This window comes from Paraburkholderia sp. RL18-085-BIA-A (assembly GCF_046027075.1).
In the GTDB taxonomy this organism is placed as follows: Bacteria; Pseudomonadota; Gammaproteobacteria; order Burkholderiales; family Burkholderiaceae; genus Paraburkholderia.
The window spans coordinates 1-19,241 of record NZ_JARESU010000036.1; the positions used below are offsets into that span (position 1 = coordinate 1).

Consider the following 19,241-nt stretch of genomic DNA (forward strand, 5'->3'; position numbering starts at 1 on the left):
TCCATAAAATACGAAGTCACTATCAGCACGCCAGGCACGGAGAAAGATGCTTTCTCTACAGAAGGAGCATTAGCGGGCATTCCCACCAATATTCCGACCCAGGAAGCTAAACTGAGCCTTTCAGCTCCGCCAGGATTCGCGTTTACATTTCTGGATCCGATTATCGTTGTTGATGGCAGCGGACATCGGGATGTGCAGGCGGAACAACAGACCAAAGGGCCCGGACTAAACCCGCAGCGAACCTTAGTGACCTGGGAACTTCACTCGCCAAAAACGGGAAAGCGGTATTTATTCCGCTATCGCTTGGAACGCATTTAAGGAAGCTACCGTGAATCCTCCAGAATTCATCTGCAACGGCTGTGGGAAATGTTGCACGGGCGGCACCGACGATCTTGGCGTCCTTCTGCTACCCGACGATATTAGTCGAATTGCTGATTATTTGAGTTTGAATCCCGATGAATTCGTCGAGAAGTGCTGCGATGGTCGACCCTTTCCCGTATCGTCAAAGCTGGAGATGCGGCAGCTGCGCACGGAAGGCGGCCGCTGTATCTTTTTGCGAACAGATAATCTTTGTGCGATACATGATGTAAAGCCGCTTCAGTGTGAGACCGGCCCCTTCGGCATGTTCTGGGACGGTGAGCTTCGATACGAATGCATGCGCCAGCTTCCAAAAGAGTCTATTCAGCGAGCAAAGGCAGAAACAGTCCGAGAGTTTTCTATTCACTTCTCCCGATTCCGGGTCAATCAGAAGCCATCCTAGGAGGGCGCCATGTCCTATAACTCCATCAGTGCGACGCTGCGCAAGCTGAACGAGTTGATCGAAAATAGCCATGAGGCTAGCCAGCACGAGGCCAACTGGCGCAAAGACGAAGAGGCGATCGACGCCAGGGCAGCACAAGACGCGGCTGAAATGTCGCGTGCCGATACTGTCCGCCGCAACCGCGGTCCTGTCGATAACCGGTCGACGAAGGCGACAACCTGAAGAGCGTGCCGCGTAACGTCAGGCTGCAGTGTTCCGGTCGCGAGATACAGAGTAATCAGGTGTCGAGGCGCGTGTACCGCGATTCGAGATTGATGGAATGTAGCCGCCGATCGCGTTGAAGGGATGCAAAGTGGGCGGGTCCGGTCGACACGTCGTTAGAGCGAACTGGAGAGTCCAACTGAGCCCTTCACCGCCCCGCGTGCGGCTTGCACGTCCGAATTGCATTTGCATATTGCGCCGACCATACTCGTCAAGTCGGGCACTTTCCGGGGCAACTCTCATGAATGGTAACGATCCCCATGGCCACGAGCCGCAGCATCCGCATGCTGACGATCACGATCACGCGGGCAGCGCACTGTCCGAGATGGACTTGCGCGTCCGTGCGCTGGAATCCCTGCTGGTCGAGAAGGGGTACGTCGATCCCGACGCGCTGGACGTACTGATCGAGACCTACGAGCACAAGGTCGGTCCGCGCAACGGCGCCCGCGTGATCGCGAAAGCGTGGCACGATCCCACTTTCAAACGATGGTTGCTCGACGACGCGACCGCGGCGATCGCCTCGCTCGGCTATCAAGGCAGGCAAGGCGAGCATATGATCGTGTTGGAGAACACGCCCGCCGTGCACAACATGGTGGTCTGCACATTGTGTTCATGCTATCCGTGGCCGGTACTTGGGCTTCCGCCGGTCTGGTACAAGTCGGCGCCATACCGGTCCCGTGCGATTATCGATCCGCGAGGTGTACTGAAGGAATTCGGCTTTGAATTGGACGCCGAAGTCGAGTTTCGCGTGTGGGACTCGACCTCCGAGGTCCGTTATCTGGTGTTGCCGATGCAGCCTCCCGGAACCGCTGGTTTCTCCGAGGAAGCGTTGGCTGAACTGGTGACACGTGACTCGATGATCGGCACGGGTCTGCCGAAGACACCGGAACCTGCCCGGGAGTCCACATGAACGGTGCGCAAGATCTCGGTGGCATGCAGTCGTTCGGCCCGATACGGCCGGAAGCCGATGCGTTGATTTTTCACGCGGACTGGGAGCGCCACGCGCTGGCGATTACGTTGGCGATGGGCGCGGCGGGCAAGTGGAACATCGACATGTCTCGTGCCGCGCGGGAGAGCTTGCCGCCTGCGCAATATCTCGCCAGCAGCTACTTCGAGATCTGGTTCGAAGGTCTGAAAAAGCTGCTGCTGGACACGGGGTTGGTGACGGCCGAGGAAATCGCTAGCGGCGTGTCGCGCAGTGCAGGGATGCCGGTGCCTCGCGTATTGATGGCTAGCGAGGTGGCTGCGGCGCTACGCCGGGGCAGCCCTGTCGATCGTCCTGCGCTCACGGAAGCACGCTTCAAGGTTGACGACGAGGTCTTGACCCGTCAGTTGAACCCCTCCACGCATACGCGGTTGCCACGCTATTGCCGAGGCCGACGGGGTCGCGTCATCGCCGTGCACGGTCCGCACGTATTTCCCGACACCAACGCAATCGGGCTCGGTGAACAGCCGCAATGGCTGTATACCGTTCGCTTCGATGCGTCCGAACTCTGGGGGAAGGATACGACCGCGGCATCCGTATGCGTCGATTGCTGGGAACCCTATCTGGACTATCCGGATGTCACGCCTGCCTGATATGACGCACACCCGGTCGAACTTTCCCGAACTGCGCGCCGCCTTGCCGGCATTGCCTTGTGACGACGCAGGGCCCGTTTTCAGTGCGCCATGGGAAGCCCGGGCGTTTGCCATGACGTTGAGTTTGCATGAGCATGGCCTGTTCACCTGGACCGAATGGGCGGAGGGTCTGAATCAGGCGATCGGCGATGCGCAGGCCGGTGGCGACTCAGACTATGGCGACACCTACTACAGCCACTGGTTGACGGCATTGGAGCGCATCAGCGCCCGCAAGGGATTGCTGACCATCGGCATCCTCGAACAACGCCGGAACGAATGGGACATCGCCGCACGACATACGCCCCATGGGCAGCCGATTGAGCTGAAGTGACAGTGCGCGCCCTATGCGCATCCAACGGGCCTATATCTGGGCTTATTCTCTACACGCATTCATCTCATGAAAATTTTTCCCGGACAGGAGGGGCCTTCGGCGGCATGACGTCCATATAAAGGCGAACATCAGCTTCTCGTCCGCAGACCGGCACGCCGATAGTCATCTTGTACCGGAGACTTTGTCTTGGCCTGCCGGGCGGCTCTTCACATGATCGATGAAGGCGCGTAGCTTCGGCATGATCTGCCGGCGGCTTGGATAATAGAGAAACACTCCCGGTATCACCGGCGCGAACGGCTCCAGCACGTGCACCAGTTTTCCCGCCCTCAACCCTTCAGCGACCATCGGCTCGGGTAGCTGGGCAAGGCCTATACCTTCGACTGCCGCACCCAGCATGGTGGGAAAATCATGGGCGATGAAAGGGCCGCTTACGGCGATCTCGATCGCGTTGCCGTCGTTGTTGAATGACCATAGCGCGAGCGCGCCGCTGGATCTCCGCCATCGCAAACATGCGTGTTGGCGCAGATCGTCCGTGTGCTCAGGCCGGCTGCGCCCTGCGAAGTAGGCCGGGCTGCCTACGACGACGAGACGAAACGGTCGCGTCAACGGTACCGCGACCATGTCGGCGGCGACGAACTGACCCAGCCGGATACCGGCGTCGAACCCTTCCGCCGCGAGATCGATCAGCTCCTTGCTTGCGGCGATCTCCACTTCGACCTCGGGATAAGCCTTGCAGAAGGACGCAATCAGTGGTTCCAGCAGGATTGGCACCACCGCGCGCGGCACGGAAAGACGCAGCAATCCGGCGGGCCGCTGGCCAAGTCCGCGCGCCACCTCACTAGCGGCGACAAGCTCCTCGAAGGCAGGCTTCGCGCGCGAAAGAAACCGTTCGCCAGCTTCGGTCAGACCGACGCTACGCGTGGTGCGTATGAAGAGCGCTGCGCCGATGCGCTCTTCAAGTACACGCACCGCCTGGCTCACGGCCGACGGCGTCACCCCGAGTTCGGCGGCTGCCCGGCGAAAACTGTGATGCTGGGCAACGCTCAGGAACACCTCCACGCCATCGAGCGCGCCCTGCCTCACTGTGAAGTTCTGCTTCATAGCCCGTCAACATTGCGATGAATAGTCGCTCGCGAGAGGCCATGGTACACCTACGCCTACGGATGAAGAGTTACGCCAATGTCGACTCGCAAGCCCTGGACAATCCCTAAGACTGTGGAGGAACTTTGCAATGACTGATGCACTTGATGGTGTGCGTGATCACTATCGCGCGACCGGCCTGACCGAGCGGCTGAAGATCGCGCTCGCGGTCTTTGGGCCGGAGGATCAGCGTCTCACGCCGCAGCAACTGGGCGCCCTCGACCAGTTTCACACCCGTGGACTTGCTGCCACCGCCGAGCTTGCCAAACTGGCTGGGATCACCGCCGACATGTCGGTGCTGGACGTCGGTTCGGGCGTTGGCGGGCCGGCCCGTTTTCTGGCTGCAAGCTATGGCTGCCGGGTGACGGGTGTCGACCTCAGCGAGCCATTCGTCGATGCCGCACGCTACCTCACGCAGCGCACAGGGCAGAGCAAACAGGTGTCGTTCCATACCGCCAGCGCGCTGGAACTTCCCTTCGACCACAGTTGTTTTGACGTCGTCTTGCTGCAGCATGTGGCGATGAACGTCGCCGATCGCGCACGACTTTACGGAGAGATCCGACGTGTACTGAAGCCAGGCGGCAAGTTTGCGACGTTCGACGTCGTCGCAAACGGCAGCGAACCGCACTATCCCGTTCCCTGGGCGCGAACCCCGGCCACCAGCTTTCTCCTGACCTCCGACGCAACACACGAGGCAATCGAAAAAGCAGGTTTCCGCACACTGGCATGGCAAGACGACACCGAGGCCGCAAAGGCCTGGATCACGCAACTGCGTGCGTCGGGGGCGCCGTCCTCGCCAAATCTTAGCGTGGTGATGGGCCCGGACTTCGCACAGCTTTCGACCAACCTGGGGCGAAATCTGCTGGAAGGCCGACTCGGTATTTTCAGTGCGGTGTTCGAGACCGCGCCCGCCAAGACCGGAATTCATACGGAGAACCGCTGATGACCGCCGCCTCCATTCCTGCCGGTATCGTCCCGCCGCGTCCCGCTTGGCGCAGCCTGCTTTGGCTCATCCCGTTGGCGGCGCTGTGGATTGCGTTGATCTACTGGAAGCCGATTATCCCGACCAGCGGCGTTCCGACCACGGCTCATCAGCTGATGGCTCATGGGTTTATCGCGGTCGGTTTGTGGCTCGGCCTCGAAAGCACGGACCTGACGCCGAGCCAACGCCGCACCACCTGGCTGGCGGTCATGATTCCAGACACGCTTTGGTTTGCTGTCGCGTGGAGCGCAGCGATCAATGGCGTATTCCGTACGGACGCTATACCTTTGCCGCTGTTGCCGTTGGCGATCTTCTTGCCGGTGATGATCGGCGCGCCACTGCTGCTGTTGTCGAAACGGGTGGGGCAGGTGCTCGATGCGATGCCGGCGACCTGGCTTGTCGCTCTTCAGCTCTATCGGGTATTCGGCGGCTGGGCACTCGCGGCCTGGCTGCATGGGGTGCTGCCCGGCGTGTTCGCGTTCCCGGCGGGAACTGGCGATGTATTGACCGGCCTGTTCGCCGTGCCGGCGGCAATTGCCGTGGCGAGCGGTACGGTTCAAGGACGGAAGGCGGCGATCGCCTGGAACATTTTCGGCCTCGCCGACTTCGCCGTCGCGATTACCTTGGGGATGATCACCTCGCCCGGGCGCTTCCAGTTGATCGCTCCGAGCATACCGAGCATCGGCGCCGGCTCTTACCCGGATGTGCTGACGCCTGCTTTCGTGGTGCCAAGCTCGATCCTGTTACACGCGCTGTCGCTGCGCCAGCTGATCCGACGACGCGCCGGCTGATCTCTTCCCTATCCTTCGATGCGTCAGACAACGCCTTACAGGAGGTAGCATGTCGACGGAACGTCTCTTCCAATTGCATCTCGTTCTGGGGTATGTCGCCTGGCTGCTTTGCTTCCGCGCATACGTCTGGCCCAGGCTCAAGTCGATGGACCCATTCGACGCGCAACGCGCCATCGCCACCCTGCACAGCTTCCGCTTCTTCGGACTGGTCTTCATCCTGCCGGGCATCGTCAGCCCTGATCTGCCAGCCAGCTTCGCTGTGTTCGCCGCATACGGTGATTTGGCAACGGGAGTTCTGGCGATGCTGGCTCTACTGACAGCACCAATACGCCCACTCTTCTGGTTGTTCGTCGTAGTCTTCAATCTCGTGGGCGCGACCGACCTCATTGTCGATTACTACCACGCTATCCAGTCCGATCTTCCCGCGCGCGCGGGAGAGCTGGGCGCTATGTACGCGATTCCGATCATCTACGTGCCCGTGCTGATGATTACGCATGTTGCGGCCTTCTATCTGCTGCTGCGCCCTCAGCAAAAGGCGGCCCGGAGCTATTTGTCCTTCCGTAAGTCATGACAGCCGTGACCATCCAGCGGCAGCGGTGATACTAGGTCCGGCTACCGATATGACCGACTAGCGGAAGGTGTAGGGCGTGAACGAATGGCGGATGGACTTTGATGCTGTTGCAAAAGTCGGTGATTAGACATGGGCGCCCATTGGTAGCCGCGAGCCCTCGCGCGGCTAGATCTGAGCTATGCAGTCCGATATCGAACCCGCAGATTATTTTCTATTTCGATGTCGATCCCGCGGCTTGTCGATCGTCGTTGCTTTGAAAATAACCGGTCATGAGCCTCGGATTTGCTGTTCGCCCCAGGCTCTAGCCGCCGTCGCAATCCGATTGAGGAGGAAACCCAGTGGACAAACTCGACAATCCGATCCTGCAGGTCCTGGATGACTACAAAGCTGCGGTATTCGCAAAAGACGTCGACTCGTTCGTCGCGCTGTACGACGCGGACGTATTGGTCTTCGACATGTGGCGCGTATGGTCGTACAAAGGCATTGCGGTCTGGCGGGAAATGGCGGCGGGCTGGTTCGGTTCGCTGGGTACGGAACGCGTTATCGTGGATTTCAGCGACGTGCAAAGGATCGTGGCCCAAGACCTCGCGGTTGTTCACGCCTTCGTGACATACAAAGCTGTTACTGCCGATGGCGTGGATCTGCGCTCGCTGGACAATCGCCTGACCGCGACGCTCAGGCAGAAGAGCGACGGGTGGAAGATCATCCACCAGCACACATCCTTGCCGATCGACCTCGAAACAGCGAAGGGTATTTTCAAGCGTTGATAAAGCGCGGTCGAGGGGCAGCGCCGGGATGAAACCGTGACGTCGGCATTTCTCCGGCGAGTTTCAAGATCACGCGGGTCAACGCCGCGACAATTGCGCAACAGCCGGCTCGAGCGAGTTAGGCTGTTCCTCGATTACTTCTAGCGCCCGTGAGCGGGTTTCGATACCGAAACCGAAAATGATCGGCGCCTGCAGCACAAGCAGCATCGCGACGCTGAATGCCACATAACGTATGCCGCCTGCCTGATGGACAACCAGCGTACTGGTCAGCACAGTGAAGCTGAAATAGACAAAATCATAGAATGAGATCGGCGTTCGACTCCCAAAGAGGGCGAACGATCCAGAATAGAAATGGGCAATCAGCGCGTACAGGAATGCCCAGAAGAAGCCGATGAGCAGATATGCGGACGCGGCGCCGAACAGCTTGTCGGCCGTCATGACCTCGCGCCGAAATACATAGCGCAGCAGGTAGGCAACTGTTGTGGCATACAGCAAGGCGCCGAATCCCCATGACACGGCGATGGCGTGCGGGTCAGAGCCGGTCACTGAGATCCACTGATACGTGAGCGCCGGGCCGGCGAGCAGTATTGCGACGGCAAATGAGACCGTCGTGCGGCCCACCGACGCCACAGCGGCAACGATAATGAATGTGTTGACGCAATTGGTCGCGAAACGGCCGAATGGGGTGGCCTCAATGAACGGTACCGCACCGAGAAAAAGCATCAGTACCAGGAAGAGGTAGAAACAGCGTTGAAAAAATATTTTTCCAACAAGCCTGCCCGCATTCCTGATCAGCATAGCCCAACCCACTGAGAGTAGATTTGCTCGTTCAGCACGCACGACGCAACCGCAATCGATTTGATCGACGGTGTAGTCAGGTTGTGCGCGCATGCTTCGAACAGGCGATGACTCTTACGCGCAATCTGACGATGCCGGCTTCACCGTCGTTCACAGCCTACCGTGCCATGCAGCATCATCAACGCGCCTGGAGATTTCATCGATCAGCTATATCGAGCAATACCTGCGATCCAACGTGAAGCCTATTTTTCCATGACTCGGACGAGGCGGGTCTCGCATTTTTCTCCAACAGTGTTTCGAGTTTCGTTCTGCGCGGCCCACGCCTGCCGAATGTGAGTTCAATTATTTGAACCAGCGTAACACGGCCGCCCGCTGCAAGCGGCCGGGGACCGCTCGCATATTGAAAGAGAAGTCAATTGAAAGCACGTCCCAAAGTTCGTAGAGGCGAGTCCACTCGTGCGCATGATTGCCGTGAGTGCGGCGGTGAGCGTAACCATGATGTCGATCGCGGCGACGGCTTTCGCGCGAGCCACTTCACCCACGAATAGCAGCGTGATCATTTACCGGTCTTCGATATCGGCAATAGCGCGGTTAATGAAAACTTTCAATACATCGCGCATCCGCCGATGCGGCCGGTGACGGCGAGCGAGCCCACTTCGGTACGCAGTTCGCCCGGAGGCCGTCGAGGGGAAACGGGAGCATCGGCAGCGGCAAGAACGACGCAGCAGGAGTTCCGCCGCCGCAGATGCCCTCGACGCGTCATTCAACGCGCCGGTTTTGCCATAACGCTCCTTCTCAGATTGGGCCAGGCGCCGTGGCCGGCCATCGACCGCGGGCTCGGGGTTGCGAGGCACCTGACAGGTTGGGTATCACCTGTTTCGTCCAGACTTCAGGCGCTTAACGGTTGTTTGAACGGCTGCGAGTCCGCTCGCCGACCAACCGTGAACTCCGTTTGTAGATCGAGAGACGCTTTGCGCTTTTCTTCAGCGGTTTTGATGAAGTCGGACAGTTCGCGCTCCATGGATGAATCTTTCGCCCCCGGTTTCCACCTCGCCGCTCCGTGCCGGCGGCGCGTGGCCCGAGCCAGTTCCAATGCACACCTCGCTGCCTTTGCACATTCGTATTCAACCTGACCGCAAAGGTCTATCGGCTCACCGAACTCCCGAAATGCCTCCACATACTCGCGGGCCGAGTGCACCGTAGCGGGGTACTCGCGCAGATCGGAGATAACTCTGCGGTTCAGGACGCGCCACTGCAGCTTGTCCGGATAGGCAAAGGCGGGGATGGACACGCCCTTGCTGGCTTCGCGGCTGATGGGGTCGACCGGCTCCGCTGCTGCCCAGGCGGCCTTGTGCATCATCGTCCGACAGGTTCGAGCGTAGCTTTCCAGCGACAGTGCGAGTTCCAACGCGGTATCGCGTCGCTGACGCCTGCGCTCCCTGGCATCCCTTGCCGAGATCCACACGAGCGTTATGACAGAGCCGATTGCCCCTGACGCTAGCGCCAGAGTCATCGGAGTATTCCAGCTAAGTCGCTGGAGATATTCAAGCCATTCCTGCGGCATACGAAGCGCCCCGAAGAAGAGGTGCATAGAGTATAAGCAATCGTTTGCGCGGAGTAGTCAGCGCAAAAAATGCAATGTGCGTTTTTGCCACAAGCGCTGCGATCGGGCGAGTTGCATCTTGACAGACCGGGCCGAACCGTGGCCAGGCGCCGACAGCGGGGCGTGAAAAGTTTGTAGCCGCCTTGCTTCCTGGCGGACGGGGCGGCGAAGTTGATCCGGGAGGCGCGATGCGTCCCCGTGCTGCTGACTATGGCAAGCATCGTTCGGTCGCTAGACGATCGGCAAGGTTGGGCCACGAAGAGACGGTCGCCCGGACCACGCCTTTGCGGGTGAACCGGGAAGCTTTAGCGCTTAGGGCTAGCTAGCGCTCATGGCCGTGCTCGACCTCACCCGGAAGAGGCATATCGTGTTTTCCGGAAAGCATGCAGTCAACGAAGGTGTGAGCTCGATTTTCCGCATATTTAAACGCTTCACGCTCGGAGAGGAATTTGAGGTGTTCTGGAAAATTTGCAATCTCCTGCCCAGGATGCCCAAGCGAACTAATAACCCAGGAAACTCTGTATCGACGTCCACCACCGTGGAAAGACAGCGTCGTGGCGGGGTCGACCTGCACATTGATGCTATATCCACGGTACGAAGCATAGGTCTGGAAAGACATTTACGCCTCCTCTCTCGCTTTTGCCCGCATCGGCAAAGAGTGACACGCAACCGCCATGCCGCAGCGGAATGTGGTCAGGGAAACTACGCGGGTATGGACCAGACACGCTCTGCCAAAGACGACAACGCGCTGATTGCAAAGTGGATGTCCCGGCCGCAAAAGGACCGGGACAGACGTTCATGTTCAGGGCGAGCACCTGCAGCGGCAGTTGCTCACGCACATCCGAATCGCCCTGACGCCACGTATGTCGCTGACTCGAGCTGGACGATATGCGCGACAGCCCACTTCCCCAGTTCTCGGCGCGAAGAAAGTGACGGAGAATAATTCTCGGGAGAACAAGTCGACCAATGACGTTGTTACAGTCGGTGCCTGGTTGTGTTGGCAAAAAAAAGCCGCAGGCAATGCTGCGGCTAACAAACACACACGCCAATCGTTGGGGACGCTGACGTGTTTCATCATGCTATCCAAGCTCGTTTCGGATGAAAACCCAGGTGTTCCGTATGATGATTTCCGTCTCCCCGCGAAGGCTTTCAGGATCTGCATGTTGCCCTGCGTCCCGTGCGAGGGCGGTCGCATAAAAACCACACCGGACCGCTCACGATGCTAAAAGATAAGCGTGGGGTCGGGTAGCCGATCATCGGACGATACGAAATGGTCGGCCGACCCGGCTGAACCGAGGCGCTTCTGCAGTCGCGCTACTGTTGTTCGTCGCAGCCCACCCAAACTGGCCTTTATGTCTCTCCCGCGAATGATGCGGGGTCCCGACACAACGACGAAGGACCGTTCCCGCTGTGGCGCTTGAAGGGGGCGACCAGTGGGTGTGGACTCTCGAAGCGTGGTCATTGCCTTTATGGCGTTTTCTATTGAGTTTAAGACTGACGTTCCCGCAGAATAACTGTGATGTGCCGGAGGCCATAGGCGATTCAAACAAACAAAAGCCAACGTAACCAAACAAAAGGCAACGTAACCGTGCAAGCATTCGTATTGCGCGCTCCGGGCAACATGTTCAAGGAAGCACTGGGCCTGACGACGAGCACCACGACAAGCAGCTCAGCGGGCGACAGCACACATGTGCAGCCGGTCGATGCCTGGCTTAGGCAGGCATTGGAACTGGCCAAAGTCGAAAGTTGCCGCAGACCGGGGCTTTGCCTTCGTCGCCGATCAGGTTCTCACGACTATTTTTACGTACGTCGCGCAGCAACTCGATGCAGCGTTGCGTCCTGAAACGATCTGGCTTTTCAGTTGTGACATGAGGGCTGCTGGCGCTGTGGCTGCAATCCGATGCGCGGCGCGCGTTCGGCTTTACACGTGAAAAGGGCTTTTTCGTGAAGGCGGGCGGCGACTGGAATCAGGATCTGCAGATAGCCGAGGTCTGTCCGAAGCATTGAGTGGTGATCTTGCACATCGAGCTGCATCCCGCTGCAATTCACGCATAGAGAACGCACCTTGCGCTCTTATGGTGTTTGACTGCGCGTCGCACAACCCAACGCTGAGTTTTTACGCAACGTTAACGCTGCATTGGCTAAGCTTAAGATACCAAGTGCCCGCCTGGAGTTTTCGATGATACGAATGCTGATCCCTGTTCTCGACCAGGCCGGCGCGATAGAGGCGGCGCGCTACGCGGCGTTCATGTTTCTGGAGCGCGGCATTTCCGAAGTCGAATTGCTGGAAGTACTCGAGCCCGTCGACCAGGGACGTGCGGCAGCATTCCACAGCCGGAGCGCACTGGTGCGCCAGGAAAAGCGGGCCATGCTAAAGGCTTTGATCGACGTCCGCACCATTCTCGACGAAGCCGGCGTGCCGTACCACTGGAAACGGGTATTCGGCTATCGCACAAAAGCAATTGCCGACTATGCGGCGGCCAGGCAGGCCGACGTGATCGTGATCGACTCCAGCCATATGGGATTCTTCCGCAGGCTAGCCATGCTCGCGCTGTTATCGAGGCGCACTGTGACCCCGGTGACGATGGTTCACTGAATCTCCAACGTTCACCGGCAGCAGTGCCATCTGTTTGTCCTGCTGATGCAGGCGCGTGTGGATTTCCAGCGGCATGCGATGGTGTAGCCACTGGGTCAGGATATTCACCTGTTTGAAAATCAGTTTGTCGGCGAAGCAAATGCAGACGACACCCGGTACACCGACTTTGTCGCGCCCCATGTGGTAGGTGTCGAGGCGATTCATAAAGACGCCTCTGTTGAATGTCGAGTGGTGGTCTCGTCGCGGTTTTCGCGTAAAGAAGACGAAGGTAAGTCACGCACAGCAAGCTGTTAGAAGCCGCATTGGGTATGAGCGATCCGTGGTTCGTGAGCGGCGTTGATTCCGGCGCGGCCGCCAAGCGGCTGACGATCCAGATCGACTTCACTGCCGGCAGCTGCATCCCCATCCCGAGGTGGCGGGCTGGCGTCCCGTGCATGACACCATTGTCAAGCGATACCGGCAACTGAACTTCTTCCAGCACGACTGCAAACTTGAGGTCCGCACGCCCGCGTGAAGCTGCCCGACGGCCGCGTGGCGCTCGTCGGCCCGACCGGGCCGGCAAGCTGAGCGGCTTCACGCAGCTGTTCGAGTGCTGGCGTTTACGCTTGCCCAGCAGATGCTTTTTGCCGCCGTAGCTGAGGCGTCCTACAAGCGCGGGGCACGACTATCGGACGCTTGCGGCTGACGCCGAAGGACGCAAAGTAGTGTTCATCACTGAAGGCCGGGACGCCGCTACTATCGAGCAGTTCGCCGGACACCTGAGCAAGCATCATGCCAAACCTCAGCAGCTCACCTCGGTCAGCATCGACATGTCGCCCGCCTTCAACTAAGGCGTAAGCCTTCACCTGCCCACCGCTGGCATCCCTTTCGACAAGCTTCGCATCGTCGCCTATGCGTCGTTTGCCTTGGACAAGACGCGTCGGCTCGAACAGAAGACCGACCCGGATCTCAAGGCTCTGCGCCGGGCGCTACTCAAGGACCACGACCGGTTGGTCCGTGGCGCAACGCGCCGACCTCACCACACAGCGTACCGCCCGCGCCTGACTGTATCGCGAGCAATTGCGCGACATCCTCAATCGCAAACAGATCAACGTCGTCTCCGCGATGCTCGAGCAGTGGTGCACCGCCGTGATGCGCTCGACAGTTGAACCCACGAAGGAGGTGGCTCGCATGATCCGCAAGCACTTCGATGGCATCGTTGCCTGGACACCGACGCGCCAGCCCAACGGCTTCATGGAAGCTCTCGACGGCCGGTTTCAGACCGCCAGGCGACGTGCGCGCGGCTATGCCAACTTCACCACCATGCGCACCGTACTGTTCCTGATCGCTGGCAAGCTCAACTTCGCTTCGATCAACCCGCATGCCGCATAACCCACTCAAAGTTTCATAGAGCCTGAGAATTTGACCAGTCTTATATATCTGACTGGTCGCAACTTTTATGATTCGCCCCGAAATCGAAATTACGTTAGGCATAATTTTCTCGACCAGTATCGGATTTGCCGCCCACTTGAGATTTGGGTATTCAATCTGAATGCCAGCGATTTCTCCGCATTGCTGTGTGGGTTGCCTGATCAGGAAGAGAGATTCCAGACTTAACCGGTTTCAGTGAGGGCGGGGCAGTTGTGCGTCCCAAATCCCTCAATTATTTAACGTGTGGCAAACGAAAAAATAGGAATACGTATGAAACTCAATCGCTCTGGAGTGATCGCCGCGGTAGTTGCAATGGTCGCGGCCTTGCCGATGGCCTCGCATGCTGCCGATGGCACGATCACCTTCAACGGCTCCATCACTGCCCAAACGTGCAGCATCAGCGGTAATGGGGCAGGCTCGTCGGACTTCAATGTGACGCTGCCGAACGTATCCGTATCGTCGCTGACCCTCGGAGGCCAGCCGGCTGGCCGCACGCCGTTCACCATCGCGCTTACGGGCTGCTCGCCGGATACAGGCAACGTTCACACGCTCTTTGAAGCAGGTCCGACGACCGACGTCACCACGGGCAACCTGAAGTTGAACGCGGGCGGCGCGAGCAACGTCGAGATCAGTCTGCTGAACGGCTCGGACCTCTCCCCGATCAAGGTCGGTTTTGCCGATGCTTCGCAGAACTCCCAGTCGGTCGCTATCACCGGTGGCACGGCAACCCTTCCGTACTACGCCGAGTACGTGGCAACCGGCGTACCGACTGCCGGCGCGGCCGATTCGAGCGTGATGTACACGCTCGTCTATCAGTAATCAGTTGTAGAGCTGTGCCGCGGAGCGAACCTCTGGTCGCTCCGCGTTTTTCCGCTTTTCCGCATTTAACGACCCGCCATTACATGAAACAAACGATCAAGACTCTTCTGGCTACTGGTGTGCTCGCGCTGGGATTGGCGAGTGCCCTGCAGGCCCAGGCTTCCGTTGTCATTGCCGGCACGCGGGTCATCTACAACGCCGGGGATACCGAGCAGACCATCAAGCTGACCAACGACGGCAAATCGCCGGCCTTGACTCAGGTTTGGCTGGACAAGGGCGATCCGAAGGCTGCGCCGTCCGCCATCGATCTACCCTTTACCATCACCCCGCCGTTTGCACGCGTCGATCCGGGCAAGGGACAGACCTTGCGCATTCTGTACACCGGCGAGCCGTTGCCGCAGGACAAGGAATCGGTATTCTGGCTCAACGTCCTTGAAATACCGCCCAAGCCGGCTGCCAGTGAAGCCGACGTCAACAAGCTGCAAATGGCATTCCGCTCCCGTATCAAGATGTTTTTCCGTCCTGCCGGCCTGAAAGGCAGCGCGGGCGAAGCGCCGGCGCAGATCATCTGGCGTGTGGTCAAGACCGACAAGGGCGCCGCACTCGAAGCCCACAATCCGACGCCTTACCACGTGTCGTTCGCGGCGCTGGACCTGACAGGCGACGGCAAGACCGCGAAGTTCGACGACGGCGGCATGGTCGGGCCGGGTGAAACCCAGGACTTCCCGCTCTCGGGCGAAGCGTTCCAGGGCGCCGACGCCAAGCTACGTTATCACGCCATCAACGACTACGGCGGTCCTGCCGACGGCGAGGCGGTGCTGAACGCCGCACCACCAGTGAAGTAATTCACTGGCAGTCGGCTTTGTCCGGCTGTCCACCTCTACAAGGCACTCTCCGATGAAAATGCTGCGCGAAGCGGCAGGGGAGGGATTTTTTCTGAAGCTCGGAGTCGGCGGCAGTGCAGCAAAAACAATATCGTCCCTTTCCTTCACAGTTGTCGCCTGTCAGTGCGGTGGTGGTGTTGCTCTTCACCAGTGCCGGCGCGTGGGGTGCTACTTCCGGTTCGGGGGCTTCCACCCAACTGGCCGAAGTCGAATTCAGCGACCAGTTCATTCAGCAGCCGCCAGGCGCCGCGCACGTCGACATCAGCCGCTTCAATAAGGGCAACGCGGCGCTGCCTGGCGACTACCGGGTCGATCTGTACGTGAACGGCGCCTGGCTTGGCCGCTCGGAGGTGCAGGTGCGCCAGGTGGGCACCGACAGCAACGACGTGCAGGCGTGCTTCGATCGCGCGCTGCTGGAGCACGTCGGCGCAGACCTGATGAAACTGCCGGCTGAGACGGCCGCGCGTCTGGAGACAGGCAGCGATGCGTGCCTGACGCTGCCTTCACTGATCCCGGACGCTACCGCAGCATTCGACAGCGGGGAACTGCGGCTCGATGTTTCCGTGCCACAGGTAGCGCTCGCCCGCACGGCGCGCGGCTATGTCGAACCGCGCTACTGGGACGATGGCGTGCCCGCCGCCATCCTGCAATACAACGCCAGCGCGTACCATTCCGATTCGTACGGGATGAGTTCCACCCAGAGCTATGTGGGACTGAATGCCGGCATCAACATCGGACCCTGGCGCTTTCGCCATAGTGGCAGCCTGACCTCAAGTACCCTGGGGGGCACCCATTACCAGAGCATACAGACTAACCTGCAGCGTTCGATCGCGCCGCTCAAAAGTCAACTGACCATCGGCGATGCGTTCACCGATGGCGCCGTGTTCGACAGTGTCGGCTTTCGGGGCGTGCAGCTGGCCAGCGACGATCGCATGTACCCGGAGTCGCAGCGCGGCTACGCACCCATCATCCGAGGCATCGCTAACAGCAATGCGCGCGTGGAGGTTCGCCAGAACGGCAACCTCCTCTATGAAACGACGGTGGCGCCCGGGGCGTTCGAGATCAACGACCTCTACCCCACCGGCTACGGTGGCGACCTCACCGTGGTGGTCACCGAGGCCGACGGCAGCGTCCGTACTTCCACGGTGCCGTATGCGGCCGCGGTGAACTCGCTGCGCCCCGGCATTACGCGCTTTGATGCAGCGGTCGGTCAGTACCGCAATCCGACGGTGCGCATCCATCCGATGCTGTTCCAGGGCACGGTCCAGCATGGCTTCACCAATCTGATCACAGGCTATGGCGGCTTCGTAGCGACAGACGGCTACATGGCCGCGCAGGTCGGCGCCGCACTGAATACGGATTTTGGCGCCTTTGGCTTCGACATCACCCAGGCCGCCACCCACCTGGACAATCAGCCCGACCACAACGGCCAGAGTTTTCGCCTGAGCTACAGCAAGCTGGTCGAGCCGACCAACACCAACCTGGCCGTGGCGGCTTACCGCTACTCGAGCCGCGGTTACCTGGGGCTCGCTGACGCCATGGCGTTGCGCGACCTCGATCAGCGCAACATGGGCTTTGCGGCTAACAGCATCCAGCGCGGTCGCCTGCAGATCACGGTGAACCAGGCCCTGCCCGCGGGCTATGGCTCGTTTTACCTGACCGGATCCACCCAGAACTACTGGAATCGCAGTGGCACGGACACGCAACTGCAGGCTGGCTACAACAACACCTACAAGCAGCTGAACTACAGCCTGGCGCTCTCGCGTCAGCTGGACGTTAGTACGCACACGTGGGACAACCGGGTGATGCTGACCGTTGGTATTCCACTTGGCACGGGTGCACACGCGCCGTACTCGTCCACCTCGCTGCAGGGCGGCGGGAACTCGGGTACCACCGTGCAGCAAGGCGTCACAGGCACGCTCGGCGCAGATAGCGCCTTTGCATATGGTCTGAACGCGGGTCACAGCAGCGGTGGCGACGCGAGCAGCAACACCACCGTGGGCGCTAACGTCTCCTACGCTTCGCCGGTCGCCACGTTCACCGGCAATACCAGCAAGAGCAGCAACTACACGCAGGCCGGCTTTGGCATGAGCGGCGGCATCGTCGCGTATTTGGGCGGAGTTGCCTTCACGCCACTGATGGGCGACACGGTGGCGATTGTCGAAGCCCGGGATGCGGCCGGCGCACGCGTGGCCAACAACAGTGGCCTGCGCGTCGACCCGTGGGGTCACGCCATCGTGTCGACTCTGAGTCCGTTCGCCAGTAACCAGATCGAGATCGATCCCAAGGGTCTGCCGATCAATGTGGAACTGAAGTCAACCCAGCAGTCGGTCGCGCCGACCGCAGGCGCCGTGGTGCGGCTCAAATTCGAGACGGAGAACACAGGGCGCGCCGCGATCCTGGGCATCAGGACTGCCGACGGCAAACCGGTGCCGTTCGGCGCGCAGTTGACCACCGAGCAAGGACAGAACATCGGCACCGTCGCGCAGGCAGGGCGGGGCATTGCGCGTGGGCTGAAGAGCGACACCGGCCGCCTGCTCGTGAACTGGGGCGGCGGTGCAGACGAGCGTTGCTGGGTCGATTACTCGTTGCCGAAGATGGACAAGAAAATGAGCGCTTCGTACATCGTGGTCGATGTCGTGTGTAAATAATCGCGCGCCGTGATTGATTTCAGTCGATATATGCCGATTTGTGTTTCACGGGATGGATATCCAGTCTGGCGTTTATCAACGATATCTGAAGAATGATTTCCAGGGCGGTGCGCTCTGGAAGAGGTCGGTACCACGTCACTCGGCGATTTCGCCTGACCACAACTTATCCCGCAGGACTGGTTTATGAAGAAATTGATTCAGCTATTTTTAGGCATTCTGATAGTTGCCTGTTCATCTGGCGTCCATGCACAGTGCAAGACGAATGGCGGAGTGCTAATAGGAGCGACCTATTCGCCGTCCCCTCCAGCTATTACCCCTGGCAATTCACAGCCCGGCACGGTTCTGTTTTCTACTGTTCTACGTAACAACGGCGACACGACTACTCTTGTCGGATGTAGTCAACTCATGGTCTCCTACCAAGGCACTTCAGGGCCGTATAACACCGTAAATACGGGAATCCCGGGGATCGGCGCGCGTTTTTCGTGGTCGGGCGGCCCATTCGGCCTGGGTGCAGGTTATCTTCCCCAGCTTACGACGTCATATGTGTCGAATCCAGCCAGTTTTAAATGGAACACGGGAACGATAACCTTTGAGTTGGTCCAGACCGGCCCGCTGCAGCCCGGAAACTATACCTTAGGCACAACCAGGATGGTACTCACCGACCCGTCGTACTCGAGCGTGTTGGTTCAGGAGCCCGTTTATATTAATGGCACTACTACCCCTCTGCCTGTCGTGATCGTACAGCATCCGACCTGCAACGTGTCCTCTCCCTCGATCCAGGTGCCTTTAGGCAGCGTCCCGCTCAAGAGCTTCTCCGGCGTGGGGAGTACATCACCGGTACAGCCTTCGTTCAATATCTCTCTGTCTTGCTCAGGTGGCGATACGGGTGTCATGACCAGCGTCTATACCACGTTGACCGACCAGACCAATCCCGCCAATCAGTCGAACACACTTCATTGAGCGCCGGCTCGACGGCACGGGGCATCGGTATCCAGGTGCTGAACGGTAATACTGTCATCAGCTACGGGCCGGATTCAGCCGTAGTAGGGAACCCTAACCAGTGGTTGGCGGGGAGCGCCGGAAACGGGACTTTCAATATTCCGTTGACGGCGCGCTATGTGCAGACCGCTCCTACCGTGACAGCCGGAACGGCAAACGGGCTGGCCACCTTCACAATGAGCTATCAGTAACATGTGCGCCTGTTTTGCCATGTTGCGCTGCCGGCCGGCGTGACCGGTTTAGAGCGGAAGGTGGAAGGTG

Annotated in this window: 21 protein-coding genes and 1 pseudogene; 17 read left to right on the forward strand and 5 right to left on the reverse strand. The window is 59.5% G+C overall.

Annotation, left to right across the window (positions count from 1 at the left end; all coding sequences use genetic code 11):
* From P0D89_RS23595 to P0D89_RS23620, 6 genes are all read left to right on the forward strand, one after another.
* The coding region (locus P0D89_RS23595; RefSeq protein ID WP_408377348.1) for a hypothetical protein at nucleotides 1–318 on the forward strand (318 nt) is incomplete at its 5' end.
* 10 nt (nucleotides 319–328) lie between these two features.
* Complete coding sequence (locus P0D89_RS23600; protein WP_408360091.1) at nucleotides 329–760, forward strand: YkgJ family cysteine cluster protein; 432 nt, start codon at nucleotides 329–331, stop codon at nucleotides 758–760.
* A 9-nt stretch (nucleotides 761–769) separates the two neighbouring features.
* Nucleotides 770–982, forward strand: a complete 213-nt coding sequence (locus P0D89_RS23605) for a hypothetical protein (protein ID WP_408360089.1) — start codon at nucleotides 770–772, stop codon at nucleotides 980–982.
* Between the two features lie 280 nt (nucleotides 983–1,262).
* Entirely contained in the window at nucleotides 1,263–1,931 is a 669-nt protein-coding gene (gene nthA, locus P0D89_RS23610; protein ID WP_408360087.1) for a nitrile hydratase subunit alpha, read from the forward strand.
* Nucleotides 1,928–2,599 (forward strand): nitrile hydratase subunit beta, encoded by a 672-nt coding sequence (gene nthB, locus P0D89_RS23615; protein WP_408360085.1) that lies wholly within the window; start codon nucleotides 1,928–1,930, stop codon nucleotides 2,597–2,599. Before nthA ends, nthB begins: the two co-directional genes overlap by 4 nt.
* Nucleotides 2,583–2,969, forward strand: coding sequence for a nitrile hydratase accessory protein (locus tag P0D89_RS23620; protein ID WP_408360083.1), 387 nt, complete (start codon nucleotides 2,583–2,585; stop codon nucleotides 2,967–2,969). The genes nthB and P0D89_RS23620 overlap by 17 nt, the downstream gene beginning before the upstream one ends.
* Nucleotides 2,970–3,131: 162 nt before the next feature.
* On the opposite strand, the gene P0D89_RS23625 is transcribed toward P0D89_RS23620, so the two are convergent.
* The gene (locus tag P0D89_RS23625; protein WP_408360081.1) at nucleotides 3,132–4,070 is read right to left on the reverse strand and encodes a LysR family transcriptional regulator; all 939 of its coding nucleotides are present in this window, start codon (nucleotides 4,068–4,070) and stop codon (nucleotides 3,132–3,134) included.
* Between the two features lie 130 nt (nucleotides 4,071–4,200).
* On the opposite strand from P0D89_RS23625, the gene P0D89_RS23630 reads away from it, so the two are divergent.
* From P0D89_RS23630 to P0D89_RS23645, 4 genes are all read left to right on the forward strand, one after another.
* On the forward strand, nucleotides 4,201–5,052 hold the full coding sequence (locus P0D89_RS23630; RefSeq protein ID WP_408360079.1) for a class I SAM-dependent methyltransferase: 852 nt from the start codon (nucleotides 4,201–4,203) through the stop codon (nucleotides 5,050–5,052).
* The gene (locus tag P0D89_RS23635; RefSeq protein ID WP_408360077.1) at nucleotides 5,052–5,882 is read left to right on the forward strand and encodes a DUF8737 domain-containing protein; all 831 of its coding nucleotides are present in this window, start codon (nucleotides 5,052–5,054) and stop codon (nucleotides 5,880–5,882) included. Before P0D89_RS23630 ends, P0D89_RS23635 begins: the two co-directional genes overlap by 1 nt.
* A gap of 49 nt (nucleotides 5,883–5,931) precedes the next feature.
* Entirely contained in the window at nucleotides 5,932–6,453 is a 522-nt protein-coding gene (locus P0D89_RS23640) for a DUF8737 domain-containing protein (RefSeq protein ID WP_408360075.1), read from the forward strand.
* Between the two features lie 338 nt (nucleotides 6,454–6,791).
* Complete coding sequence (locus P0D89_RS23645; RefSeq protein WP_408360073.1) at nucleotides 6,792–7,220, forward strand: YybH family protein; 429 nt, start codon at nucleotides 6,792–6,794, stop codon at nucleotides 7,218–7,220.
* A gap of 78 nt (nucleotides 7,221–7,298) precedes the next feature.
* On the opposite strand, the gene P0D89_RS23650 is transcribed toward P0D89_RS23645, so the two are convergent.
* From P0D89_RS23650 to P0D89_RS23660, 3 genes are all read right to left on the reverse strand, one after another.
* On the reverse strand, nucleotides 7,299–8,018 hold the full coding sequence (locus tag P0D89_RS23650; protein WP_408360063.1) for a voltage-gated potassium channel: 720 nt from the start codon (nucleotides 8,016–8,018) through the stop codon (nucleotides 7,299–7,301).
* An 889-nt stretch (nucleotides 8,019–8,907) separates the two neighbouring features.
* Nucleotides 8,908–9,426, reverse strand: coding sequence for a hypothetical protein (locus P0D89_RS23655; protein ID WP_408360061.1), 519 nt, complete (start codon nucleotides 9,424–9,426; stop codon nucleotides 8,908–8,910).
* A gap of 517 nt (nucleotides 9,427–9,943) precedes the next feature.
* A complete protein-coding gene (locus P0D89_RS23660; protein ID WP_408360059.1) occupies nucleotides 9,944–10,240 on the reverse strand; it encodes a hypothetical protein in 297 nt (98 codons plus the stop codon).
* Nucleotides 10,241–11,800: 1,560 nt separating this feature from the next.
* On the opposite strand from P0D89_RS23660, the gene P0D89_RS23665 reads away from it, so the two are divergent.
* Nucleotides 11,801–12,217, forward strand: a complete 417-nt coding sequence (locus tag P0D89_RS23665) for a universal stress protein (RefSeq protein WP_408360057.1) — start codon at nucleotides 11,801–11,803, stop codon at nucleotides 12,215–12,217.
* Here the strand turns inward: P0D89_RS23665 and P0D89_RS23670 are convergent.
* The gene (locus P0D89_RS23670; RefSeq protein ID WP_408360055.1) at nucleotides 12,176–12,421 is read right to left on the reverse strand and encodes a hypothetical protein; all 246 of its coding nucleotides are present in this window, start codon (nucleotides 12,419–12,421) and stop codon (nucleotides 12,176–12,178) included. The genes P0D89_RS23665 and P0D89_RS23670 overlap by 42 nt on opposite strands.
* Nucleotides 12,422–12,525: 104 nt before the next feature.
* On the opposite strand from P0D89_RS23670, the pseudogene P0D89_RS23675 reads away from it, so the two are divergent.
* The 6 genes and pseudogenes from P0D89_RS23675 (at nucleotide 12,526) to P0D89_RS23700 (ending at nucleotide 19,171) form a co-directional block, all read left to right on the forward strand.
* Nucleotides 12,526–13,588, forward strand: a pseudogene (locus tag P0D89_RS23675) (transposase).
* A 309-nt stretch (nucleotides 13,589–13,897) separates the two neighbouring features.
* Nucleotides 13,898–14,446, forward strand: a complete 549-nt coding sequence (locus tag P0D89_RS23680) for a fimbrial protein (RefSeq protein ID WP_408360053.1) — start codon at nucleotides 13,898–13,900, stop codon at nucleotides 14,444–14,446.
* A gap of 83 nt (nucleotides 14,447–14,529) precedes the next feature.
* Nucleotides 14,530–15,291 carry a fimbria/pilus periplasmic chaperone gene (locus tag P0D89_RS23685; protein ID WP_408360051.1) on the forward strand — a complete coding sequence of 254 codons (762 nt, stop codon included), beginning with the start codon at nucleotides 14,530–14,532 and terminating at the stop codon, nucleotides 15,289–15,291.
* Nucleotides 15,292–15,404: 113 nt separating this feature from the next.
* Nucleotides 15,405–17,981: a fimbria/pilus outer membrane usher protein gene (locus tag P0D89_RS23690; protein ID WP_408377350.1), complete on the forward strand. Its 2,577-nt coding sequence runs from the start codon at nucleotides 15,405–15,407 to the stop codon at nucleotides 17,979–17,981.
* A 183-nt stretch (nucleotides 17,982–18,164) separates the two neighbouring features.
* A complete protein-coding gene (locus tag P0D89_RS23695; RefSeq protein ID WP_408367420.1) occupies nucleotides 18,165–18,941 on the forward strand; it encodes a fimbrial protein in 777 nt (258 codons plus the stop codon).
* Nucleotides 18,942–18,976: 35 nt separating this feature from the next.
* Complete coding sequence (locus P0D89_RS23700) at nucleotides 18,977–19,171, forward strand: fimbrial protein (RefSeq protein WP_408367426.1); 195 nt, start codon at nucleotides 18,977–18,979, stop codon at nucleotides 19,169–19,171.
* The last annotated feature ends 70 nt before the right edge of the window (nucleotides 19,172–19,241 follow it).